Annotated in this window: 19 protein-coding genes and 1 tRNA gene; 11 read left to right on the plus strand and 9 right to left on the minus strand. The window is 68.2% G+C overall.

What is annotated here, in order from left to right; all coding sequences use genetic code 11:
• Position 1: 1 nt before the first annotated feature.
• From SFB74_RS30100 to SFB74_RS30110, 3 genes are read right to left on the minus strand one after another with little or no spacing between them, the layout of a single operon-like run.
• Positions 2-778, minus strand: coding sequence for an alpha/beta fold hydrolase (locus SFB74_RS30100; RefSeq protein WP_432728058.1), 777 nt, complete (start codon positions 776-778; stop codon positions 2-4).
• A complete protein-coding gene (locus SFB74_RS30105) occupies positions 775-1,182 on the minus strand; it encodes a VOC family protein (RefSeq protein ID WP_432728059.1) in 408 nt (135 codons plus the stop codon). Before SFB74_RS30105 ends, SFB74_RS30100 begins: the two co-directional genes overlap by 4 nt.
• Positions 1,173-1,736: a GAF domain-containing protein gene (locus SFB74_RS30110; protein WP_432728060.1), complete on the minus strand. Its 564-nt coding sequence runs from the start codon at positions 1,734-1,736 to the stop codon at positions 1,173-1,175. Before SFB74_RS30110 ends, SFB74_RS30105 begins: the two co-directional genes overlap by 10 nt.
• Before the next feature lie 75 nt (positions 1,737-1,811).
• Between SFB74_RS30110 and SFB74_RS30115 the strand changes: the two genes are divergently transcribed.
• Positions 1,812-2,783 (plus strand): LysR family transcriptional regulator, encoded by a 972-nt coding sequence (locus SFB74_RS30115; protein ID WP_432728061.1) that lies wholly within the window; start codon positions 1,812-1,814, stop codon positions 2,781-2,783.
• A gap of 300 nt (positions 2,784-3,083) precedes the next feature.
• Here the strand turns inward: SFB74_RS30115 and SFB74_RS30120 are convergent, their stop codons facing one another.
• From SFB74_RS30120 to SFB74_RS30130, 3 genes are all read right to left on the minus strand, one after another.
• Positions 3,084-3,935 carry an inositol monophosphatase family protein gene (locus tag SFB74_RS30120; RefSeq protein WP_432728062.1) on the minus strand — a complete coding sequence of 284 codons (852 nt, stop codon included), beginning with the start codon at positions 3,933-3,935 and terminating at the stop codon, positions 3,084-3,086.
• 257 nt (positions 3,936-4,192) lie between these two features.
• Positions 4,193-4,267 (minus strand) — tRNA-Arg (locus SFB74_RS30125).
• Positions 4,268-4,309: 42 nt separating this feature from the next.
• On the minus strand, positions 4,310-4,984 hold the full coding sequence (locus tag SFB74_RS30130; protein ID WP_432728063.1) for a TetR family transcriptional regulator: 675 nt from the start codon (positions 4,982-4,984) through the stop codon (positions 4,310-4,312).
• A 179-nt stretch (positions 4,985-5,163) separates the two neighbouring features.
• On the opposite strand from SFB74_RS30130, the gene SFB74_RS30135 reads away from it, so the two are divergent.
• The 4 genes from SFB74_RS30135 to SFB74_RS30150 all read left to right on the plus strand — a co-directional run bounded on the left by SFB74_RS30135 (position 5,164) and on the right by SFB74_RS30150 (position 12,008).
• Positions 5,164-6,459: an efflux RND transporter periplasmic adaptor subunit gene (locus tag SFB74_RS30135; RefSeq protein WP_432728064.1), complete on the plus strand. Its 1,296-nt coding sequence runs from the start codon at positions 5,164-5,166 to the stop codon at positions 6,457-6,459.
• Positions 6,460-6,477: 18 nt separating this feature from the next.
• Entirely contained in the window at positions 6,478-9,645 is a 3,168-nt protein-coding gene (locus SFB74_RS30140) for an efflux RND transporter permease subunit (protein ID WP_432728065.1), read from the plus strand.
• 156 nt (positions 9,646-9,801) lie between these two features.
• A complete protein-coding gene (locus SFB74_RS30145; protein ID WP_432732023.1) occupies positions 9,802-11,232 on the plus strand; it encodes an efflux transporter outer membrane subunit in 1,431 nt (476 codons plus the stop codon).
• Positions 11,233-11,384: 152 nt separating this feature from the next.
• On the plus strand, positions 11,385-12,008 hold the full coding sequence (locus SFB74_RS30150; RefSeq protein WP_432728066.1) for a c-type cytochrome: 624 nt from the start codon (positions 11,385-11,387) through the stop codon (positions 12,006-12,008).
• A 71-nt stretch (positions 12,009-12,079) separates the two neighbouring features.
• Here the strand turns inward: SFB74_RS30150 and SFB74_RS30155 are convergent, their stop codons facing one another.
• The 3 genes from SFB74_RS30155 to SFB74_RS30165 form a co-directional block, all read right to left on the minus strand.
• Positions 12,080-12,640 (minus strand): DUF2946 family protein, encoded by a 561-nt coding sequence (locus tag SFB74_RS30155; protein WP_432728067.1) that lies wholly within the window; start codon positions 12,638-12,640, stop codon positions 12,080-12,082.
• A 4-nt stretch (positions 12,641-12,644) separates the two neighbouring features.
• Entirely contained in the window at positions 12,645-13,670 is a 1,026-nt protein-coding gene (locus SFB74_RS30160) for a YheT family hydrolase (RefSeq protein WP_432732024.1), read from the minus strand.
• Positions 13,671-13,755: 85 nt separating this feature from the next.
• Entirely contained in the window at positions 13,756-14,208 is a 453-nt protein-coding gene (locus tag SFB74_RS30165) for a YybH family protein (protein WP_432728068.1), read from the minus strand.
• Between the two features lie 218 nt (positions 14,209-14,426).
• Here SFB74_RS30165 and rutA point away from each other — a divergent pair, with 218 nt between their 5' ends.
• The 6 genes from rutA to rutF are packed head-to-tail and all read left to right on the plus strand — an operon-like array spanning position 14,427 to position 18,734.
• Positions 14,427-15,539 (plus strand): pyrimidine utilization protein A, encoded by a 1,113-nt coding sequence (gene rutA / locus SFB74_RS30170; protein ID WP_432728069.1) that lies wholly within the window; start codon positions 14,427-14,429, stop codon positions 15,537-15,539.
• Between the two features lie 16 nt (positions 15,540-15,555).
• Positions 15,556-16,347 carry a pyrimidine utilization protein B gene (gene rutB / locus SFB74_RS30175; protein WP_432728070.1) on the plus strand — a complete coding sequence of 264 codons (792 nt, stop codon included), beginning with the start codon at positions 15,556-15,558 and terminating at the stop codon, positions 16,345-16,347.
• Between the two features lie 26 nt (positions 16,348-16,373).
• The gene (gene rutC / locus SFB74_RS30180) at positions 16,374-16,766 is read left to right on the plus strand and encodes a pyrimidine utilization protein C (RefSeq protein ID WP_019657601.1); all 393 of its coding nucleotides are present in this window, start codon (positions 16,374-16,376) and stop codon (positions 16,764-16,766) included.
• Between the two features lie 5 nt (positions 16,767-16,771).
• On the plus strand, positions 16,772-17,578 hold the full coding sequence (gene rutD, locus SFB74_RS30185; RefSeq protein WP_432728071.1) for a pyrimidine utilization protein D: 807 nt from the start codon (positions 16,772-16,774) through the stop codon (positions 17,576-17,578).
• Positions 17,575-18,171 (plus strand): malonic semialdehyde reductase, encoded by a 597-nt coding sequence (locus tag SFB74_RS30190; RefSeq protein ID WP_432728072.1) that lies wholly within the window; start codon positions 17,575-17,577, stop codon positions 18,169-18,171. Before rutD ends, SFB74_RS30190 begins: the two co-directional genes overlap by 4 nt.
• A gap of 14 nt (positions 18,172-18,185) precedes the next feature.
• The gene (gene rutF / locus SFB74_RS30195) at positions 18,186-18,734 is read left to right on the plus strand and encodes an NADH-dependent FMN reductase RutF (protein ID WP_432728073.1); all 549 of its coding nucleotides are present in this window, start codon (positions 18,186-18,188) and stop codon (positions 18,732-18,734) included.
• Positions 18,735-18,738: the final 4 nt, after the last annotated feature.

Genomic DNA, 18,738 nt, shown 5'->3' on the forward strand with positions numbered 1-18,738 from the left:
TTCAGTTCTTCAGGAAGCGGACGATGTGCTGCGCCAGCATCTGCGGCGCCTGCATCGCGGTGACATGTCCGATGCCGGGCAGCAGCACCGCATCGGCACCGCGGATGCGGCCCGCCATCGAAAGGGTCACGCTCGCAGGCACCACGCGGTCGAGTTCGCCGGCCAGCACCAGTGTGGGCGCGACGATGTCGGCCACGCCTCTTTCGAGCGAGGTCTGCACCGTCGCCAGCCGCCGCGAGGAACGCGCGGAGCCGGGCCGGGCGTTCGCGAACACGCGCCGCAGCTCCGGCCGCTGCGCGAGGAAGGCTTCCGGAAAGAACCATGTCGCCAGTTCTTCCGCGCTGGCCGGCAGGGCGCTGCGCAGCCCGGCCAGGCGCTTCGCATCCGGGCACAGCTCTTCATAGGGCCTCGGCAGCGGCCAGGTGCTGCCCAGCACGAGGTGATCGACCGAGCGCGGATGGAGCAGCGCCAGCGCCTGCGCAACGCGGCCGCCGAAAGACGAGCCGAACACATGCGCGCGCCTGAACCCCAGTGCCTTGACGAGCTGCTGCGCGTCGTCCGCGAGATCCGCGAGCGTCGACGGGCGCTCCGGTCCTTCGGTCTCGCCGCAGTCGCGCTGGTCGTAGGCGATCACGGCGAAGTGCTTCGACAGGTGCGGCACCAGCGCCGCGAACATCTGGCGCGAGGCTTCCGCGCCGTGCATGAGCAGCAGCGGGGGGCCCTCGCCCTCGCGCTCGAAGGCGATGCGCAACTCGCCGGCCTGGACGAAGCTGGTCATGGCGCGCCGCCTTCTTCCTGATCCATCCAGAAAGTCATTTCGATCTTGAGGCCGCGCGGGTCGTGCAGAAAGAGCTGGTGGATCGCCCAGCCGGGAATCGGCGCCTCGGCGAACGGAATGCCCAGCGCGCGCAGGTGCCCGCGCATCTCGGCGAGCCCGTGGGAGCGGAACGAGATGTGGTCGACGTGGCCCGTGACGGGCTCGGCTGGTTCGTCCGGCGTCGACAGATGCGCATAGAGGTGCACGATCGGCTGGCCGTCGGCATACAGCCATGCGCCGGGCGCGGGAATCTCCGGCCGCGCGCCGACCGTGAGGCGCATCACGCGCGTGTAGAAATCGACCAGCGGCGGCAGTTCTTGCGGCGCGCAGCGGATCGTGAAGTGGTGCAGGGCGGTCACAGGCATGGCGTCCCCTCGAGGCTGTAGGCGAGCCCGGTCACGGAAGGCACCCAGCGCGCGGCGGCGAGCGCCAGCAGGCGGATGCCCAGGAGCTCCTCCGGCAGCCAGCGCTCGCGGATGCCGAAGACGTTGAAGGTGGCGTAGCAGAGGTTTCCCTGCATCAGCGGCACGTTGATCACGCTGCGCAGACGGTAGTCGCGCATCTGCTCGAAGTCGTCGAAGTTCCGCGCGAGCACGTGCTCGCCCTCGCCGACGAACACGCGTCCGCGCACGAAGAGGCATTCGCTCCACGGCGTATGCGTCTTGCGCTTGGCGCCGTTGACCGGAAAGGTCGCCGCTTCCGACGAGTAGAAGCGGCGCAGCAATACCTCGCCGGCCGCATCGCGCCCGGTCGTCACGTTCTGCTGGATGCTGAAGATGCTGCCCGGCGCAAGCTGCAGGCGGCGCTGGTCGATCAGCCGCAGCGCCTCGCCGGCGTCCCGCGCCTCGGCCAGCGAGTCCAGGAAGCCGGCTGTGATGGCAGTGTCGGCGGTGGTTGTCGAAGCGGTGATCGGGTCCATGGGGAAAAGTCTAGGACTCGCAATTCACCAAAATGAAATAATTTCTGATAGCCCGATAACTGTGGAGTTATGGCCTTGCCGACTGCCCGCGACCCCGCCGCCGAACTGCAGCGCGCGCTGCTTTCCCGCCTCAAGCTGCGCCAGCTCTCGCTGCTGCAGGCCATCGACCGCCATCGCACGCTCGGCCGCGTCGCCGCCGAGATGCAGCTCAGCCAGCCCGCGATCACCAAGGCGCTGCACGAGGTCGAGGACATCTTCGGCAACACCCTCTTCGACCGGACCAGCAGGGGGCTGGTGCCGACCGCCGCGGGCGACGCGGTGCTGCACTACGCGCGGCGCTGGCTCGCCGAACTCGAGGCGACCACGCGCGTGCTCACCTCGCTCGAAGCGGGCCGCGCCGGCCGCCTGCGGCTGGGCTTCACGCAGCAGGTGCCGCAGCAGCTCATGTCGGCCGCGCTCAGGCATCTGCTCGACCGCTCGCCGCGCATTTCGGTGATGGCGCGCGAAGGCACGACGGACGAGCTGGTCGCGGGCCTCATCGCGCGCGAGCTCGACTGCGCCATCGGCCGCTCCTACGACGGCGACGCGAGCGGGCTGGTGCAGGAGGCGATCCACGAGCAGGAGCCCTGCCTGGTGGTCGGCGCAAAGAACGTGAAGCGGCTCTCGCGCGGGCCGCTGGACTGGGCCAGGCTCGCCCAGCTCGACTGGATCCTGCCGCCGCCCAACACGCCCATGCGCAGGACCTACAACGCGATCTTCGTCGGCGCGGGCGTCCAGCCGCCGCTGCCCATCCTGGAGACCACCTCGATCCGCAGCATCGAGACCCTGCTGCGCCAGGAACCCAACGCGATCACCATCTTCGCGCGCGACGTCGTGGCCGGAATGGAAAGCGCGGGCCACTGGGCGCCGCTGCCCTACCGGCTGAACTGGAACCTGCCGCCGGTGAGCTTCTTCACGCTGAAGGAACTCGAAGCGCACCCGACGGTGCGGTCGCTGCGCGACGTGGTGGTCGAGACGGCGCGGCGCATGAAGCAGCCGGCCGGCTGAGCCGTCCGCTACCGGACGCCGGAATCGCCTGCAGGCACGCGGACTTGCTTCAACTTCTTAATTACTTACTTTCTTTATTTAAAGATAGTAGTAGTAGATAAGGGTAAACCCGCGCTGTGGACAGCAGCATTTTTTCCTTGCGCGACAAGGACTTGCGGCTCCCGTGCTGCTGTGTGTGTGCCTGCTTCCGAACTGCATCCGGAAATGGAACAACATCCTGGAAGTTGTTCCGGCTGTGGATAACGCAGCACTTGTGCCGAAACTGTCCCCAGAGTTGTTTGCAGACGTTTCCTCGCGCGCTCAGCTCCTTGGCGCCGCCGGGGCATCGAGCAGGGCCGAGCGGACCAGCGCCCACGACTGCGCATCGGTGGCACAGATGAGCCCGCCGGAGGTGTGGGTCGGCAGGTAGGGGCTTCCGTCGAAGTGCGCGCTGTAGCCGCCGGCCTCGCGATGCAGCAGCCAGCCCGCCGCATGGTCCCAGGGCATCAGCTTGTTGTAGACCAGCACATGGCAGTGCCCGGCGGCGGCCAGCCTGTATTCGTGAGCGGCGCAGCGCAGCCAGAAGTTCAGGGAGATGCGCGAGAGGTTCCCCGCCACGGTCGAACGCAGGGGTTCGGGCAGGAAGTTGGTGCCGGCCACGGCCTGGATCTGGTCCAGAGGCACGGGATCGGCCACTCTCAGGTCGGCACGAGGCCGCCCTCCGCCCTGCCTCCATGCGCCCTCTCCCCGGACCGCGACGGCGGTGTCGCCGCACACGGGGTCATGGATGGCGCCGAAGACGACTTCGCCGCGCACGGTTGCCGCGACCATCACGCCGAAAAGAGGGACGCCCGATGCGAAATTCCTGGTGCCGTCGATCGGGTCGATGATGAAGGCCAGGTCCGCCGTGGCGATCTGCGCCAGCAGCGAGGCATCGCGGAAGACGGCCTCCTCGCCGATGAGGGCCGCGCCCGGGAACTCGGCGCGCAACTGCGCGGAGATCCGCAGTTCGGCCGCCTCGTCCGCTTCGGTCACGATGTCGAAGGCCGTCGTCTTCTGCGTCGTCCTGTTCGGCATCGCGCCCGAGAACCTGGGCATGATTTCCTGGGCGGCGGCGCTGGCCATGATGTCGACGACGGTGTCTGCATGGCGAAGGCTGAATGGCTTGGTCATGCGGGTCGGAGGATTCCTGGTCGAGGAGTCTTCGGCGGGCCGGGTGGCTGCGCGGGTTGCCGTGAGCGAAGAATACCGGCGACAAGCTCGGTACGCATCGTCGAAGCGGATGGTGCTTCGCCAGGAGCCCGAACGACGTGGCGGCCGTCGAGACTTGCACGACGCATGAAGCTGCCGGCTTGCCTGGCCGGCGCTCGTCGAGGCGGAAAACAAAAAAGCCGGACACATTGGAATGTGTCCGGCTTTGTCTTGGTGTCTGGTCCCGCCGCCAGGAATCGAACCTGGATCTCAGCCTTCGGAGGGCCGAATTCTATCCGTTGAAATACAGCGAGGAATCGGGTCCGGTTTGCACCGGAGTCCGACATTATCGCCTATCAGGCGGCGACGGTTTCCGCTTCGGCCGCGACCGCGGCTCCCGGCTGCGGCCGGACGAACCCGAGCCCCGCCAGATAGACCCTGAACGTGCGCCTTCCGGTGGGCACGAGGTCGAAGGCCTCGGGGTCGAGCAGCCAGTTCTGGATGAGCCCGCTGATCAGCGCGTGCAGCCCCTGCGCCGCCACGTGGCCCGGCACCGGCAGCTTGATGCGGCCGCGGCGCGCGGCCATGCGCAGGGCCTTCTCGAAATCGGCCACGCAGGCGTTGCGGGCATCCAGGTGGCGCTGCTGCACGGAGGCCATGTCATGCGTGTACTCGACCTTGTGGGTCGCGATGTCGAACACGCGGCGCACCTGCGGGTCGGTGGTCATGAGGGTGAGCGCATGGACCATGCCCTCCTCGATCTCGGCCAGCGGGTCCTCGACCGTGGGAGCGGTGGCCGCCGCCCTCGGCGTGGCCTCCAGCGGCAGGATGACGCGCTCCATCATCGCGTTGAAGAGATCGGCCTTGTCCTTGAAGTGCCAATAGATGGCGCCACGCGTCGCGCCGGCCTGCTGCGCGATCTGCTGCAGCGTGGTCTGCGAGACGCCTTGCGCCTGAAACAACAGCTCCGCGGCATCGAGCAACCGATGCCGCGTGGCCAATGCTTCTTCCTTCGTACGACGTGCCACCAAGTCTCCTGATTTGTAAAGGCAACGCCCTCTATGTATCGTGGGGCCATTGCTCGGCCTGTCACTATACATCCATGAATGTATGTAAACTAGCCGGCTTCCCCGATGGCCCACCTGGCCGTACAGGTTTCCGGTTCGCCCCGCGAACGCGCCATCTCCTGTCTTCGCTTCAAAGGAATCGCATGCCTCTCTTGCATGTCTCGCGCCAATCATCCTTTTCGCCGCGTCTCGCGACCGTGGCCGCCGTCGTCCTGCTGGTCCTCGCGGGCTGCGGCAAGAGCGATGCGCCCGGAGGCCCGGGCGGCGCAGGCGGTGGCGGTGGTCACCCCGCCCCCGAAGTCGGCGTGGTCGTGGCCGCGCCGACCGACGTCGGACTTGTTACCGAACTGCCCGGCCGCCTCGAGGCCTCCCGCATCGCCCAGGTCCGCGCCCGCGCATCGGGCATCCTGCTGAAGCGTGAATTCCGCGAAGGCAGCGACGTGAAGGCCGGCCAGCTGCTGTTCCGCATCGACCCCGCGCCGCTGGTGGCAGCCGCCCAGAACGCCCAGGCCACGCTGGCCCGTGCCGAAGCCAACGCCGTGCAGGCCAAGGCCCTGGCCGACCGCTACAAGCCGCTGGTCGAGGCCAATGCGGTGAGCAAACAGGAATACGCAACCGCCGTCGCATCGCAGAAGACCGCCGAAGCCGACGTGGTCGCGGGCCGCGCCGCGGTGCAGACCGCCAAGATCAACCTCGGCTATGCCGACGTGACCTCGCCCATCGCCGGCCGCATCGGCCGCGCCCTCGTCACCGAAGGCGCGCTGGTGGGCCAGGGCGACGCCACCGAGCTCGCCGTGGTGCAGCAGATCAACCCGCTGTACGTGAACTTCACGCAGTCGGCCTCCGACGTGCTGAAGCTGCGCCGCGCGGTGGCCGACGGCCAGTACAAGCGCGCGAGCGGAGAAGAAGCCGCGAGCATCCGCGTGGTGCTCGAGGACGGCACCGACTACCCGCTCGAAGGCAAGCTGCTGTTCTCCGACCTCACGGTCGACTCCACCACCGGCCAGGTCACGCTGCGCGCCGAAGTGCCCAACCCCAAGGGCGAGCTGCTGCCCGGCCTGTACGTGCGGGTGAAGCTCGAGCAGGCCCAGGCCACCAACGCGATCACGCTGCCGCAACAAGCCGTCACGCGCACCCAGCAGGGCGACACGGTGTCGGTGGTCGACAAGGACGGCAAGATCAGCAAGCGCACCGTGAAGATCAGCGCCGCCAAGGACAACCAGTGGGTGGTGCTCGATGGCCTGAAGGCCGGCGAGCAGGTGATGGTCGACGGCTTCCAGAAGCTGCAGATGATGCCGCCCGGCACGCCGGTGAAGGCGGTTCCGTGGACCAAGCCGAACCCGAACGGCGGCGGTGCTGCCGCCAAGCCGGCCGCCGAAGGCGCCGCGCCTGCCGCGGCGCCCGCCGCGGCCGACAAGGCCCCGGCCGAGAAGAAGTAATCAGGAGCGCCCCCTCAAATGGCCAAGTTTTTCATCGACCGACCGATCTTCGCCTGGGTGATCGCACTGTTCATCCTGGTGGTGGGCGGCGTGTCAATCACCCAGCTGCCGATCTCGCAGTACCCGCCGGTGGCGCCGCCCGCCATCGTCATCAACGTCGCCTACCCCGGCGCCTCGGCCCAGACGCTCGAGGACAGCGTGCTGTCCGTCATCGAGCGTGAAATGAACGGCTCGCCGGGCCTGATCTACATGGAATCGGTGGCCCAGGCGGACGGCACCGGCTCCATCACGATCAGCTTCGAGCCCGGCACCAACGACGACCTCGCGCAGGTGGACGTGCAGAACCGGCTGTCGCGCGCGACGCCGCGCCTGCCCTCCGCCGTGACGCAGCAGGGCGTGCGCGTGGACAAGTCGCGCAACAACTTCCTGATGTTCGTGATGCTGTCCTCGGACAACCCGAACTTCGACCCGGTGGCGCTCGGCGACTACGCCGCGCGCAACGTCGTGCCCGAGCTGCAGCGCGTGGTCGGCGTGGGCCAGGCGCAGCTCTTCGGCTCCGAGAACGCGATGCGCGTGTGGATCGATCCGGCCAAGCTGCAGGGCTTCAACCTGTCGGCGACCGACGTCAACAACGCCATCCGCGCGCAGAACGCGCAGGTGTCCTCGGGCACGCTGGGCGACCTGCCCAACATTCCTGGCCAGGCCATCGCGGCCACGGTGACGGTGAACGGCCAGCTGGTCAATGTCGAACAGTTCAAGAACATCGTGCTGCGCGCCAACACCGACGGCTCGACCGTGCGGCTGAAGGACGTGGCCCGTGTCGAACTCGGCGGCCAGTCGTACGCCACCTCGGCGCGCCTGAACGGCGTGCCCGCGGTCGGCGTCGGCGTGCAGCCCACGCCCAACGGCAACGCGCTGCAGTCGGCCAAGGCGATCCGCGCCAAGATGGCCGAGCTCGAGCGCTACTTCCCGCAGGGCGTGAAGTGGGCCATTCCGTACGACAGCTCGCGCTTCGTGCAGATCTCGATCACCGAAGTGGTCAAGACGCTGCTGGAAGCCGTGGCGCTGGTGTTCGTCGTGATGTTCCTGTTCCTGCAGAACTGGCGCTACACGATCATCCCGACCATCGTGGTGCCGATCGCGCTGCTGGGTACCTTCGCTTCGCTGCTGGCGCTGGGCTTCTCGATCAACGTGCTGACCATGTTCGGCATGGTGCTTGTGATCGGTATCGTGGTGGACGACGCCATCGTGGTGGTGGAGAACGTCGAGCGCATCATGAGCGAGGAGGGGCTGTCGCCGCTCGAAGCCACGCGCAAGGCCATGAGGCAGATCTCCGGCGCCATCATCGGCGTGACGGTGGTGCTGATCTCGGTGTTCGTGCCGCTGGCCTTCTTCGCGGGCTCCACCGGCAACATCTACCGCCAGTTCTCGGCGGTGATGGTGGCCTCGATCGCCTTCTCGGCCTTCATGGCGCTGTCGCTCACGCCGGCGCTGTGCGCCACGCTGCTCAAGCCCGTCGAGGCGGGCCACCACCACGAGAAGACCGGCTTCTTCGGCTGGTTCAACCGCGGCTTCTCCCGCACGGCCAAGGGCTATGAGAGCGTGGTCGCGCGCATCCTGCGCCGCGCCGCCCGCTACCTCGTGATCTACATCGCGATCATCGGCGCGGTGGTGTTCACCTACACCCGCCTGCCCAGCTCGTTCCTGCCGCAGGAAGACCAGGGCAACATCATCGTGAACGTGCAGCTGCCGCCGGGTGCGACGCAGGAACGCGCGCTGTCCGTCATGCAGCAGGTCGAGGGCTTCATCCTGAAGCAGCCCGAAGTGCAGAGCATGGTCGGCGTGATGGGCTTCAGCTTCTCCGGCCAGGGCCAGAACGCGGGCCTCGCCTTCGTGACGCTGAAGGACTGGGAAGAACGCAAGGACCCGGCCCACTCGGCCAGCGCGCTGGCCGGCCGTGCCTTCGGTGCGCTCTCGGGCATCCGCGACGCCTTCATCTACCCGCTGAGCCCGCCGCCCATTCCCGAACTGGGCAACGCCAGCGGTTTCAGCTTCCGCCTGCAGGACCGCTCCGGCGCAGGCCACGAGGCGCTGATCAACGCGCGCAACCAGCTGCTGGGCATGGCCTCGCAGAGCAAGGTGCTGGCCCAGGTCCGTCCCGACGGCCTGGAAGACGCGCCGCAGCTGCAGATCGACATCGACCGCGACAAGGCGAACGCGCTGGGCGTGAGCTTCGACGCGATCAACGCGACGCTGTCGACCGCGCTGGGTTCGAGCTACATCAACGACTTCCCGAACCGCGGCCGCCTGCAGCGCGTGGTGGTGCAGGCCGACGCTCCGGCGCGGATGCAGCCCGACGACCTGCTCAAGCTGAACGCCAGCAATACCCAGGGCCAGCCGGTGCCGCTGGCGTCCTTCGCGTCCACCAAGTGGGTGACGGGCGCCACGCAGACGGTGCGCTACAACGGCTATCCGGCGATCCGCATCAGCGGCGACGCCGCTCCGGGCTACAGCACGGGCGCGGCGATGGCCGAGATGGAAAAGCTCGCCTCGCAGCTGCCGGCCGGCTTCGGCTACGAATGGACGGGCCAGTCGCGTGAAGAAAAGCTCGCGGGCTCGCAGGCCATCATCCTGTACGGCTTCGCGATCCTGGCGGTGTTCCTCTGCCTGGCCGCGCTGTACGAGAGCTGGTCGATCCCGCTGTCGGTGATCCTGGTGGTGCCGCTGGGCGTGCTGGGCGTGCTGGTGGCGACGATGCTGCGCGCCTATTCGAACGACGTGTACTTCCAGGTGGGCCTGATAACGATCATCGGCCTGTCGGCGAAGAACGCGATTCTGATCATCGAGTTCGCGAAGGACCTGCAGGCGCAGGGCAAGGGCGTCATCGAATCGGCACTCGAAGCCGCCCACCTGCGGTTCCGCCCGATCGTCATGACCTCGCTGGCCTTCGGCCTCGGCGTGGTGCCGCTCGTGATCGCCTCGGGCGCGGGCTCCGCCAGCCAGCGCGCCATCGGCACCGGCGTGCTCGGCGGCATGGTGACGGGCACCGCCCTGGCCGTGATCTTCGTGCCGGTGTTCTTCGTGGTGGTGCGCAGCCTCTTCAAGGGCAGCGCGCGCCAGCATGAAGCCGACAAGCGCCATGCAGAAGCCGCCGGCATCGCACCGGAGGAAACCAAACATGACTGAACCCGGGCACACCCCCAGGCTTCGCGCACTGCGTGTCGCTGCGCCCACCCCCTTGCAGGGGGCAACACCAGCGGCCCGGCGGAGCCGGTTCCGCGGTGTTTCCCGAACAGGCCGCGCCGTGAATGCGGCGCGAGCGGCCATGGAGTCGATATGACAATGACGAAATTCATTCCCACAGCCCTGGCCGCCGCGATGCTGCTGGCCGGCTGCTCGCTGATCCCGACCTACGAGCGCCCCGCGGCGCCGGTGCCGACCACCTACCCGGGCGACCCGTCGCAGCCGCCGGGCCAGGCGGCCGCCAACCTGCCCTGGCAGGACTTCTTCACCGATCCGAGGCTCGCGGGCCTGATCCGGACTTCGCTCGCGAACAACCGCGACCTGCGGGTGTCGGTGCTCAACATCGAGCAGGCGCGCGCGCAGTTCCAGATCGAGCGCTCGAACCTGTTCCCCGCGCTCGGCCTGACGGGCACGGGCTCGCGCTCGAGCCCCAACGCCTACCAGGCGATCGACCCGAGCCAGGGCAGCGTGGCCTCTTCGTACAGCGTCAACTTCGGCTTCACGGCCTGGGAGCTGGACTTCTTCGGCCGCATCCGCGCACTGAAGGACCAGGCGCTGGCGCAGTACCTCGCCACAGACGAGACCCGCAAGGCCGTGCAGATCAGCCTGATCGCCTCGGTTGCCAACGGCTGGCTCACGCTGCTGGCCGATGACGAGCTGCTGGAGATCACGCGCCAGACGATGGTCACGCGCGAGGAGTCGGTGCGCCTCACGAAGCTGCGCTTCGACAACGGCGTGTCGTCGGAGCTCGACTTCCAGGCCGCGAACTCGCTGCTGGAAACCGCGCGCGCAGCCTATGCGCAGCAACAGCGCACCCGCGCGCAGGACGAGAACGCCCTCGCCCTGCTGCTGGGCGCGCCGGTGCCGGCGGAAGCCACGGCGGGCGGAGCCAAGGGCCTGGACGGCATCAAGCCGATGCCCGACGTGCCGGCCGGCCTGCCCTCCGACCTGCTGGCGGAACGGCCCGACATCCGTTCGGCGGAGCAGCAGCTGATTGCGGCCAACGCCAACATCGGCGCGGCGCGTGCGAACTTCTTCCCGCGTGTGTCGCTGACGAGTTCCATCGGGACCGCGAGCAGCGAGTTCTCGGGCCTGTTCGACCGCGGCTCCAAGGCCTGGTCGTTCGCACCGACGGTGACGCTGCCGATCTTCGATGCCGGGCGCAACTTCGCGACCCTCGACTCGGCCAAGGCCGGGCGCGAGATCGCGGTGGCGCAGTACGAGAAGTCGATCCAGACCGCGTTCCGCGAAGTGGCCGACGCGCTCGCGGGCCGCGCCACGCTGGGCGAGCAGGTGCGCGCGCAGCGTGCGCAGGCCGATGCTGAAGCCGTGCGCTTCAAGCTCTCCGACCTGCGTTATCGCAACGGCATCGCCAGCGCGCTAGACCTGCTCGACGCGCAGCGCTCACTGTTCACGGCGCAGCAGTCGGCGGTGACGACGCGCCTGCAGCAGCTGCAGAACCAGGTCACGCTGTACAAGACGCTGGGCGGCGGCTGGGCCACGCGCGACGGCGGCGCCGACAAGGGCTGAGCCTCCGGGGCGTCTCGCAGTCCCGACAGGGGCCGAGACGCCTAGGCGTCCCATAAGGGTGCTCCCTTGCCCCTGCCGGCAAGGGCTCTCTCTATAATCGCCGGTTGGTTAGGAAAAGCCCCCCGACGAGCCCCCGATAATTGAGGACGCGAATGAGCGCAGACCCGCATTACCAGGCCACAGAAGAAGCCCACACCGGGCCGATCAAGAACCCGAAGCAACTGCTGCTCGCGGTATTTTTTTCCTTCATTGCCCCGATCCTGATCATCGTGGGCCTTGTCTCCTACGTGGTCTCGGGCAACAAGCCCGCCGGCACCGCCGAGGGCGACAACATGGCGCTCTACGGCGTGACCAAGGAAGCCCGCGACCGTGAAGTGGCCGAGCGCCTCAAGAAGGTCGGCAGCATCGAGATCCGCGACGCCAACCGCCCGCTCGCAGCCGGCGAGGCCGTGTTCAAGGCCCAGTGCGTCGCCTGCCACGGCGCGCCCGGCATCCCCGGCGCCCCCCACCTGAACGACGCCGCAGCCTGGGGCCCGCGCATCGGCCAGGGATATGCAACGCTCCTCGAACATGCCCTGAAGGGCAAGGGTGCCATGCCTCCGCAGGGCGGCGGCGACTTCGAAGATCTCGAAGTGGGCCGTGCCGTGGTCTACATGGCCAACGCCGGCGGCGCCAAGTTCCCGGTGCCGGATCGCCCCGCCGCAGCCGCGACAGCGCCTGCCGAAGGTGCCTCTGGCGCGGCTCCCGCCGCACCGGCGAGCGCGCCAGCCAAGTAAGCGTTTTCCCTGATCAACCAAGAAAAAAGCCGGCCAAGCGCCGGCTTTTTTCTTGGTGGCATTTCATTCGTTCAGGCGTGCGGCGCAGCGGCCACGGCGGCGTGGCGTTCGGCGGGGCTCAGCACATGGCCGAAGCGCGCCGGAAGTTCGCCGGCCTGCACTGCCTCCGGCGTCCAGATGCCCCGCTCGACGGCCTCGGCCGCGATGCCCACGTCCTGCGTGTGCACCAGCCCCAGCCCCAGCGGCGAGGCCAGATAGAGCCGTCCGTCCTCGTCGAGCAGGCAGCCCGACACCGTTGCCGCCGCGCCCGTATGGGCAGCGACGGCGAAGCCGCCGTTCGCATCTTCGGCAACGCGCCACACCAGCGGCGCGGCCTCCAGTTCCACGTACACGCGCTGCGGGCCGTTCTGGAAGAACCACTGCCCCTCGTCGTCGTGCTCGTAGTTGCGGTGGATGAATTCGATCAGCTTGTCGTGCCGCAGCATCGAGCCCTTGGCCGAGCGGAACGGGCCCATGGCCTGGGTGCGGTCGTCGCGCATGTACCAGTTGCCCCGCGCGTCCAGGCCCAGCCAGCCGTAGCAATGCGGCACGTTGGGCCACTTGGCGAGCGCCTGCTTGACTATGTCGTCCATCGCGTCATTCTCTTCCCGGCGGCAGGCCCGCGGCGTCAGCCGAGGCGCCGCCGTGAAGCTGCAGCCAGCCGCCGACGCGCTCGGGCATGCCCCGCACGTGCCCCGGCGGCAGCCCCATGGGGAAGCCGACGTGCCCGCCATGCTCGGGCTGCCACAGCGTGACGTGCGAGCCGACCTCGCCGGGCTTCGGCAGGCTGTGGGCCGGAATGAACGGATCGTTGCGCGCATTCACCACCAGCGCCGGCACGCGGATCGAGGCCAGGTGCGGCTTGGCCGAGCCCCGGGCCCAGTAGTCGTCCGCATCGCGAAAGCCGTGCAGCGGCGCGGTGAAGATGTTGTCGAATTCGTAGAGGTTGCGCGACGACACCAGCCGCTCGCGGTCGAACAGGCCCGGAAACTGCGCCAGCTTGGCCAGTGCCTTGGGCTTCATGGTCGAGAGGAACATGCGCGTGTAGACCAGCTTGTTGAAGCCCCTGCCGATGGCTTCGCCGCCCGCCGCGAGGTCCAGCGGCGCGCAGACCGAGGCCACCGCGCTCACCACGCCCGAGGCGGTTTCGCCCGCTTCGCAAGCCCACCGCATCAGCGCATTGCCGCCCAGCGACACGCCAGCGGCCAGCACCGGCCCGCCGCCCTTTTGCACGTGCTGCTCGCGCATGCGCGCGAGGATCCAGCCGATCTCCTCGAAGTCGCCCGAGTGGTAGGCGCGCGGGGCGAGGTTCATCTCTCCGCTGCAGCCGCGGAAATGGGGCACCGCGAAGGCCATGCCGCGCGACGCCGCGAAGGCGGCGAAGGCCTCGGCGTAGTGGCTGCGCGACGAGCCTTCGAGCCCGTGGAACAGCACCAGCAGCGGCCTCGCGCCGGGCTCCGGCGCATCGATGAAGTCGACGTCGATGAAGTCGGTGCCGTCCGGCGTCGACCAGCGCTCGCGCCGGTAGACCGGGGCCGGCCCGTCGAAACGCCGGGCATAGAGCGCGGCCCAGATGGTCTGCAGGTTGCCGCCGGGCAGCCAGGGCGGCGCGGCGTAGTCCATCGACTGGAGCGAAGTCGCGGCGGCGGGAGAAAAGGAAGCGACGGGAGAAAGCATCGACCGGTCAATCAGGCAATCTAGCAATCAATCAATGCAGGACCTGGGGCGGATCGTTCGCGTCGTCCGGCTCCCGCGCGCTGCCGGGGCTCGCATGGTGCGCCACCATGCGCCATCCCTGCGCGGTCTTGTGATAGACGTTGGTGGCCAGCACGAAGGCATGGCGCGGGCCCTCGGCGGTGAGCACCTCGATGCGCTCCAGCACGTTGTGCACCGCGCTCGCGAGCGAGTCGATCTTGCGCACCCGCGCCGGCATGGCGTGGATCGCGCCGTTGCCGAACATCTGCTCGAAGGCCGCGCGGATCGCCACGGCCCCCACCAGCCTCGGGCCGCCGGGGTGCACGCAGAAAACCTCGTCCTCGTCGGCCCAGCAGGCCATCAGCGCGTCGATGTCGCCGCGCTGCAGTGCTTCGTAGAAAGCCGCCTCGACGTCGTCGGCAGTGCCGCCGATGGCCGCGGCGGCGCGGAGTGGGGTCTTGGGCATGGCGTGATTTTGCCGCGTGCTCCGTGACGCAGGCACTGCACCGCTTTGGTCCGGATCGCACCGCGTTGCCGCAGCCCTGGCGGAGCTTATGCTCCGTTTTGGACCAAATGGTCAAACAAAAAGCACCGAATTTCCACAAGTCATTGATTTGAAAGGACTTATCCAACTGGCACGGCGCATGCAAGGAGCCTCCCGAACCCGCAACAGGAGCCCTTCCAATGAACGTCGGCATCTTCATTCCCATCGGAAACAACGGCTGGCTGCTTTCCGAGAACGCACCGCAGTACAAGCCCAGCTTCGAGCTCAACAAGCAGATCACGCTGAAGGCCGAGCACTACGGCGTGGACTTCGCGCTGTCCATGATCAAGCTGCGCGGCTTCGGCGGCAAGACGGAATTCTGGGACCACAACCTGGAGTCGTTCACGCTCATGGCCGGCCTCGCGGCCGTCACCAGCAGGATCAAGCTCTTCGCCACCGCCGCCTCGCTGGTGATGCCGCCGGCCATCGTGGCGCGCATGTCGTCCACCATCGACTCGATCTCCAACGGCCGCTTCGGCCTCAACCTCGTCACCGGCTGGCAGCGGCCCGAGTACTCGCAGATGGGCATGTGGCCCGGCGACCAGTTCTTCGGCACGCGCTACCAGTACCTGTCCGAATACATCCAGGTGCTGCGCGACCTCTGGGGCAAGGGCTCGTCCGACTTCAAGGGCGACCACTTCAGGATGGACGACTGCCGCCTGAGCCCGCAGCCGCAGGCCGACATGAAGGTGATCTGCGCCGGCCAGAGCGACGCGGGCATGGAGTTCTCCGCCAAATACGCCGACTACAACTTCTGCTTCGGCAAGGGCGTGAACACGCCCAAGGCCTTCGCGCCCGCGGCCGAGAAGCTCATCGAGGCCACCGCGAAGACCGGTCGCAAGGTCACCACCTACGTACTGATGATGGTGATCGCCGACGAGACCGACGAGGCCGCGCGCGCCAAGTGGGAGCACTACAAGGCCGGCGCCGACCACGAGGCCATCGCATGGCTGGGCCAGCAGGGCGCGGCCGACACGAAGTCGGGCGCCGACACCAACGTGCGCCAGATGGCCGATCCGACCTCCGCCGTGAACATCAACATGGGCACGCTCGTAGGCTCGTACGAGAACGTCGCGCGCATGCTCGACGAGGTGGCCGAAGTGCCCGGCACCGAAGGCGTGCTGCTGACCTTCGACGACTTCGTGCAGGGCGTCGAGGCCTTCGGCGAGCGCATCCAGCCGCTGATGAAGAGCCGCGCGCACGTGCCGAGTCCCGTGCCCTCGCAGGTCGAGCCTGAGCGCCTCGCGGCCTGAGAGGAAGGAGCGCCACATGACCACTCCCGCACGCAACACTACCCTCACATCGAACACGCCCGTCGGCGCACCGCGCGCACCCGGTGCACCGGCGCCGCTGATACTTCCCGCGCGCCCCGAGCCGCTCGCGCTGCACGCGAGCGACTCCGCACTGATCGTCGTCGACATGCAGAACGCCTATGCCTCCATCGGCGGGTATGTCGACTCGGCCGGCTTCGACATCTCCGGTGCGCAGGGCACCATCGCCGGCATCGTGCGCGCCATCGCGGCGGCGCGCGCCGCCGGCATGCTGGTCGTGTTCCTGCAGAACGGCTGGGACGCAGGCTATGTCGAGGCCGGCGGCCCCGGCTCGCCGAACTGGCACAAGTCGAACGCGCTCAAGACCATGCGCGCCAGGCCCGAGCTGCAGGGCAAGTTCCTCGCCAAGGGAGGCTGGGACTACGAACTCATCGAGCAGATGAAGCCCCAGCCCGGCGACATCGTCGTGCCGAAGACGCGCTACAGCGGCTTCTTCAACAGCACGCTCGACAGCACGCTGCGCGCGCGCGGCATCCGCCACCTGGTGTTCACCGGCATCGCCACCAACGTGTGCGTCGAATCGACGCTGCGCGACGCCTTTCACCTCGAGTACTTCGCCGTGATGCTCGAAGACGCCACGCACGAACTCGGCGGGGCCGCGATCCAGAAGGCATCGGTCTACAACGTGGAGACCTTCTTCGGATGGGTCTCCACTGTGGACCACTTCTGCAGCGTCTTCGCGCCCGCCTCCGCTACCCGACCCGCACCGGCCGAAGCGGCCATCGCCTGATTTCTCTTCACCAGCAAGGAGTCTCCATGCCCAAGCAAGCCATCATCCCGCCCGGCACCGGTGTGCCGATCGCCCCCTTCGTTCCCGGCACGCTCGCCGACGGCGTGCTCTACGTGTCGGGCACGCTGCCTTTCGACAAGGACAACAACGTGGTGCACGTGGGCGACGCCAGCGCGCAGGCGCGCCACGTGCTCACCACCATCAAGGGCGTGGTCGAGGCCGCCGGCGGCACCATGGACGACGTGACCTTCAACCAGATCATGCTCAAGGACTGGGCCGACTACGCGAAGATCAACGCGGTGTATGCCGAGTTCTTCCCCGGCACCAAGCCCGCGCGCTACTGCATCCAGTGCGGCCTGGTGAAACCCGATGCGCTGGTCGAGATCGCCTCGATTGCACACGTCGGCAAGAAGGCCTGATCTCCATGAGCGCCCTGCACTACGAGGTGCACGGACCGTCCGATGCCGCAGCCACGGTGCTGCTGTCGTCAGGCCTCGGCGGCTCGGCCGGGTTCTGGCAGCCGCAGCTCGGCGCGCTGATCGTCGCCGGGTATCGCGTCATCGCCTACGACCAGCGCGGCACGGGCCGCAGCCCCGCCGCATTGCCGGCGGCGTATGCCATCGAAGACATGGCGCAGGACGTGCTCCAGATCCTCGACGCAACGAACACCTCGCAGTGCCACTTCGCCGGCCATGCGCTCGGCGGCCTCGTGGGCCTGCAGCTCGCGCTCGATGCACCTTCGCGCGTCGCGAGCCTCGTGCTCGTCAACGCGTGGTCCAAACCCAATGCGCATTCGGCCCGCTGCTTCGATGCACGACTCGCACTGCTGGGCGCATGCGGACCGCGCGCGTACGTGGAAGCGCAGCCGATCTTCCTCTACCCCGCCGCCTGGGCCGCGGAGAACGCGCAGCGCGTGGCCGACGAAGTCGATCACGCCTTCGCGCACTTTCCGGGCGAAGCCAACATGCGGGCGCGCATCGCCGCCCTGCGTGCCTTCGACATCGATGCCCGCCTCGCCGACATCGCCGCACCCGCGTTGATCGCAGCCGCCAGGGACGACACGCTGGTGCCCTGGACCTGCTCACAGCGCCTGGCCGATGGCCTGCGCGACGTCACGCTCGACTTCGTGCCGCATGGCGGCCATGCCCACAGCGTGACCGAGGCCGAAGCCTTCAACCGCAGCCTGCTCGACTTTCTTTCGCGGGTCAGCGCACCCGCCGTTCCAGCATGACTTCCATCAACACTCTCGACGACGCCGCGCTGTCGCTGCTCTTCACCGGCGCGCGCACCCACAACGGCTGGACCGGCGAGCCCGTCACCGACGCGCAGCTGAAGCAGATCTACGCACTCGCGAGCCTCGGCCCCACCTCGGCCAACTGCTCGCCCGCGCGCTTCGTCTTCGTGCGCACGCCCGAAGGCAAGCAGCGCCTCGCACCCGCACTCTCCAAGGGCAACCTCGACAAGACCATGGCGGCGCCCGTCACGGTCATCGCCGCGTGGGACCGCAAGTTCTACGACCGGCTGCCCACCCTGTTCCCGCATGCCGACGCGCGCAGCTGGTTCACCGGCAGCCCCGAGGCCGCGCACGAAACCGCCTTCCGCAACGCCAGCCTGCAGGCGGGCTACCTTCTGCTCGCGGCGCGCGCGATCGGCCTCGACGCGGGCCCGATGTCCGGCTTCGACAAGGCGAAGGTCGACGCGGCCTTCTTCGAGGGCACCGACTGGACCGTCAACTTCCTCATCAACCTCGGCCACGGCGACGCGTCGAAGGTTTTCGGCCGCCTGCCGCGGCTGGCCTTCGACGAGGCCTGCGTGCTGGCCTGAAGGAGCCGCGCGACATGCTGCACAACGTCATGGCCTCGAACCCCGTCTCCCCATCGGCATCGATTCCCCCCGGCCTGCAGAAGGCCGATTTTCGCAATGCGATGGCGCGGCTGGGTGCTGCGGTGAACATCATCACCACCGACGGTCCCGCGGGCCGTGCCGGCTTCACAGCATCGGCCGTCTGCAGCGTGACCGACGAGCCGCCGACGCTGCTGGTGTGCCTGAACCGTTCGGCCTCGGTGTACCCGGCGTTCAAGGCGAATGGCGTGCTGTGCGTCAACGTGCTCGCCGCGGGGCATCAGACCTTGTCCGCCCTCTTCGGGGGCAAGACGCCGATGGACGAACGCTTCGCCGCAGCCCGCTGGAGCAGCAAGACCACCGGTTCGCCGATGCTCGACGATGCGGCCGTGTCCTTCGATTGCCGCGTGGTGCATGCCACCAGCGCGGGCACGCACGACGTTCTGTTCTGCGAGGCCGTCTCCATCGCCATCGGCGGTGCGGCGCAGGGCCTCATCTACTTCGACCGGCAGTACCACGAGATCGCGGCACCGCAGCAGCACTGACCGC

Source organism: Variovorax xiamenensis (genome assembly GCF_050916385.1).
Classification (GTDB): Bacteria; Pseudomonadota; Gammaproteobacteria; order Burkholderiales; family Burkholderiaceae_C; genus Variovorax.

What these genes read in the sequence shown, in the direction of transcription:
- SFB74_RS30100 (WP_432728058.1), bottom strand. Translation starts at nt 778, where the DNA reads ATGACCAGCTTCGTCCAGGCCGGCGAGTTGCGCATCGCCTTCGAGCGC.
- SFB74_RS30105 (WP_432728059.1), bottom strand. Translation starts at nt 1,182, where the DNA reads ATGCCTGTGACCGCCCTGCACCACTTCACGATCCGCTGCGCGCCGCAA.
- SFB74_RS30110 (WP_432728060.1), bottom strand. Translation starts at nt 1,736, where the DNA reads ATGGACCCGATCACCGCTTCGACAACCACCGCCGACACTGCCATCACA.
- SFB74_RS30120 (WP_432728062.1), bottom strand. Translation starts at nt 3,935, where the DNA reads ATGACCAAGCCATTCAGCCTTCGCCATGCAGACACCGTCGTCGACATC.
- SFB74_RS30135 (WP_432728064.1), top strand. Translation starts at nt 5,164, where the DNA reads ATGCCTCTCTTGCATGTCTCGCGCCAATCATCCTTTTCGCCGCGTCTC.
- SFB74_RS30140 (WP_432728065.1), top strand. Translation starts at nt 6,478, where the DNA reads ATGGCCAAGTTTTTCATCGACCGACCGATCTTCGCCTGGGTGATCGCA.
- SFB74_RS30145 (WP_432732023.1), top strand. Translation starts at nt 9,802, where the DNA reads ATGACGAAATTCATTCCCACAGCCCTGGCCGCCGCGATGCTGCTGGCC.
- SFB74_RS30150 (WP_432728066.1), top strand. Translation starts at nt 11,385, where the DNA reads ATGAGCGCAGACCCGCATTACCAGGCCACAGAAGAAGCCCACACCGGG.
- SFB74_RS30155 (WP_432728067.1), bottom strand. Translation starts at nt 12,640, where the DNA reads ATGGACGACATAGTCAAGCAGGCGCTCGCCAAGTGGCCCAACGTGCCG.
- SFB74_RS30160 (WP_432732024.1), bottom strand. Translation starts at nt 13,670, where the DNA reads ATGGACTACGCCGCGCCGCCCTGGCTGCCCGGCGGCAACCTGCAGACC.
- SFB74_RS30165 (WP_432728068.1), bottom strand. Translation starts at nt 14,208, where the DNA reads ATGCCCAAGACCCCACTCCGCGCCGCCGCGGCCATCGGCGGCACTGCC.
- rutA (WP_432728069.1), top strand. Translation starts at nt 14,427, where the DNA reads ATGAACGTCGGCATCTTCATTCCCATCGGAAACAACGGCTGGCTGCTT.
- rutB (WP_432728070.1), top strand. Translation starts at nt 15,556, where the DNA reads ATGACCACTCCCGCACGCAACACTACCCTCACATCGAACACGCCCGTC.
- rutC (WP_019657601.1), top strand. Translation starts at nt 16,374, where the DNA reads ATGCCCAAGCAAGCCATCATCCCGCCCGGCACCGGTGTGCCGATCGCC.
- rutD (WP_432728071.1), top strand. Translation starts at nt 16,772, where the DNA reads ATGAGCGCCCTGCACTACGAGGTGCACGGACCGTCCGATGCCGCAGCC.
- SFB74_RS30190 (WP_432728072.1), top strand. Translation starts at nt 17,575, where the DNA reads ATGACTTCCATCAACACTCTCGACGACGCCGCGCTGTCGCTGCTCTTC.
- rutF (WP_432728073.1), top strand. Translation starts at nt 18,186, where the DNA reads ATGCTGCACAACGTCATGGCCTCGAACCCCGTCTCCCCATCGGCATCG.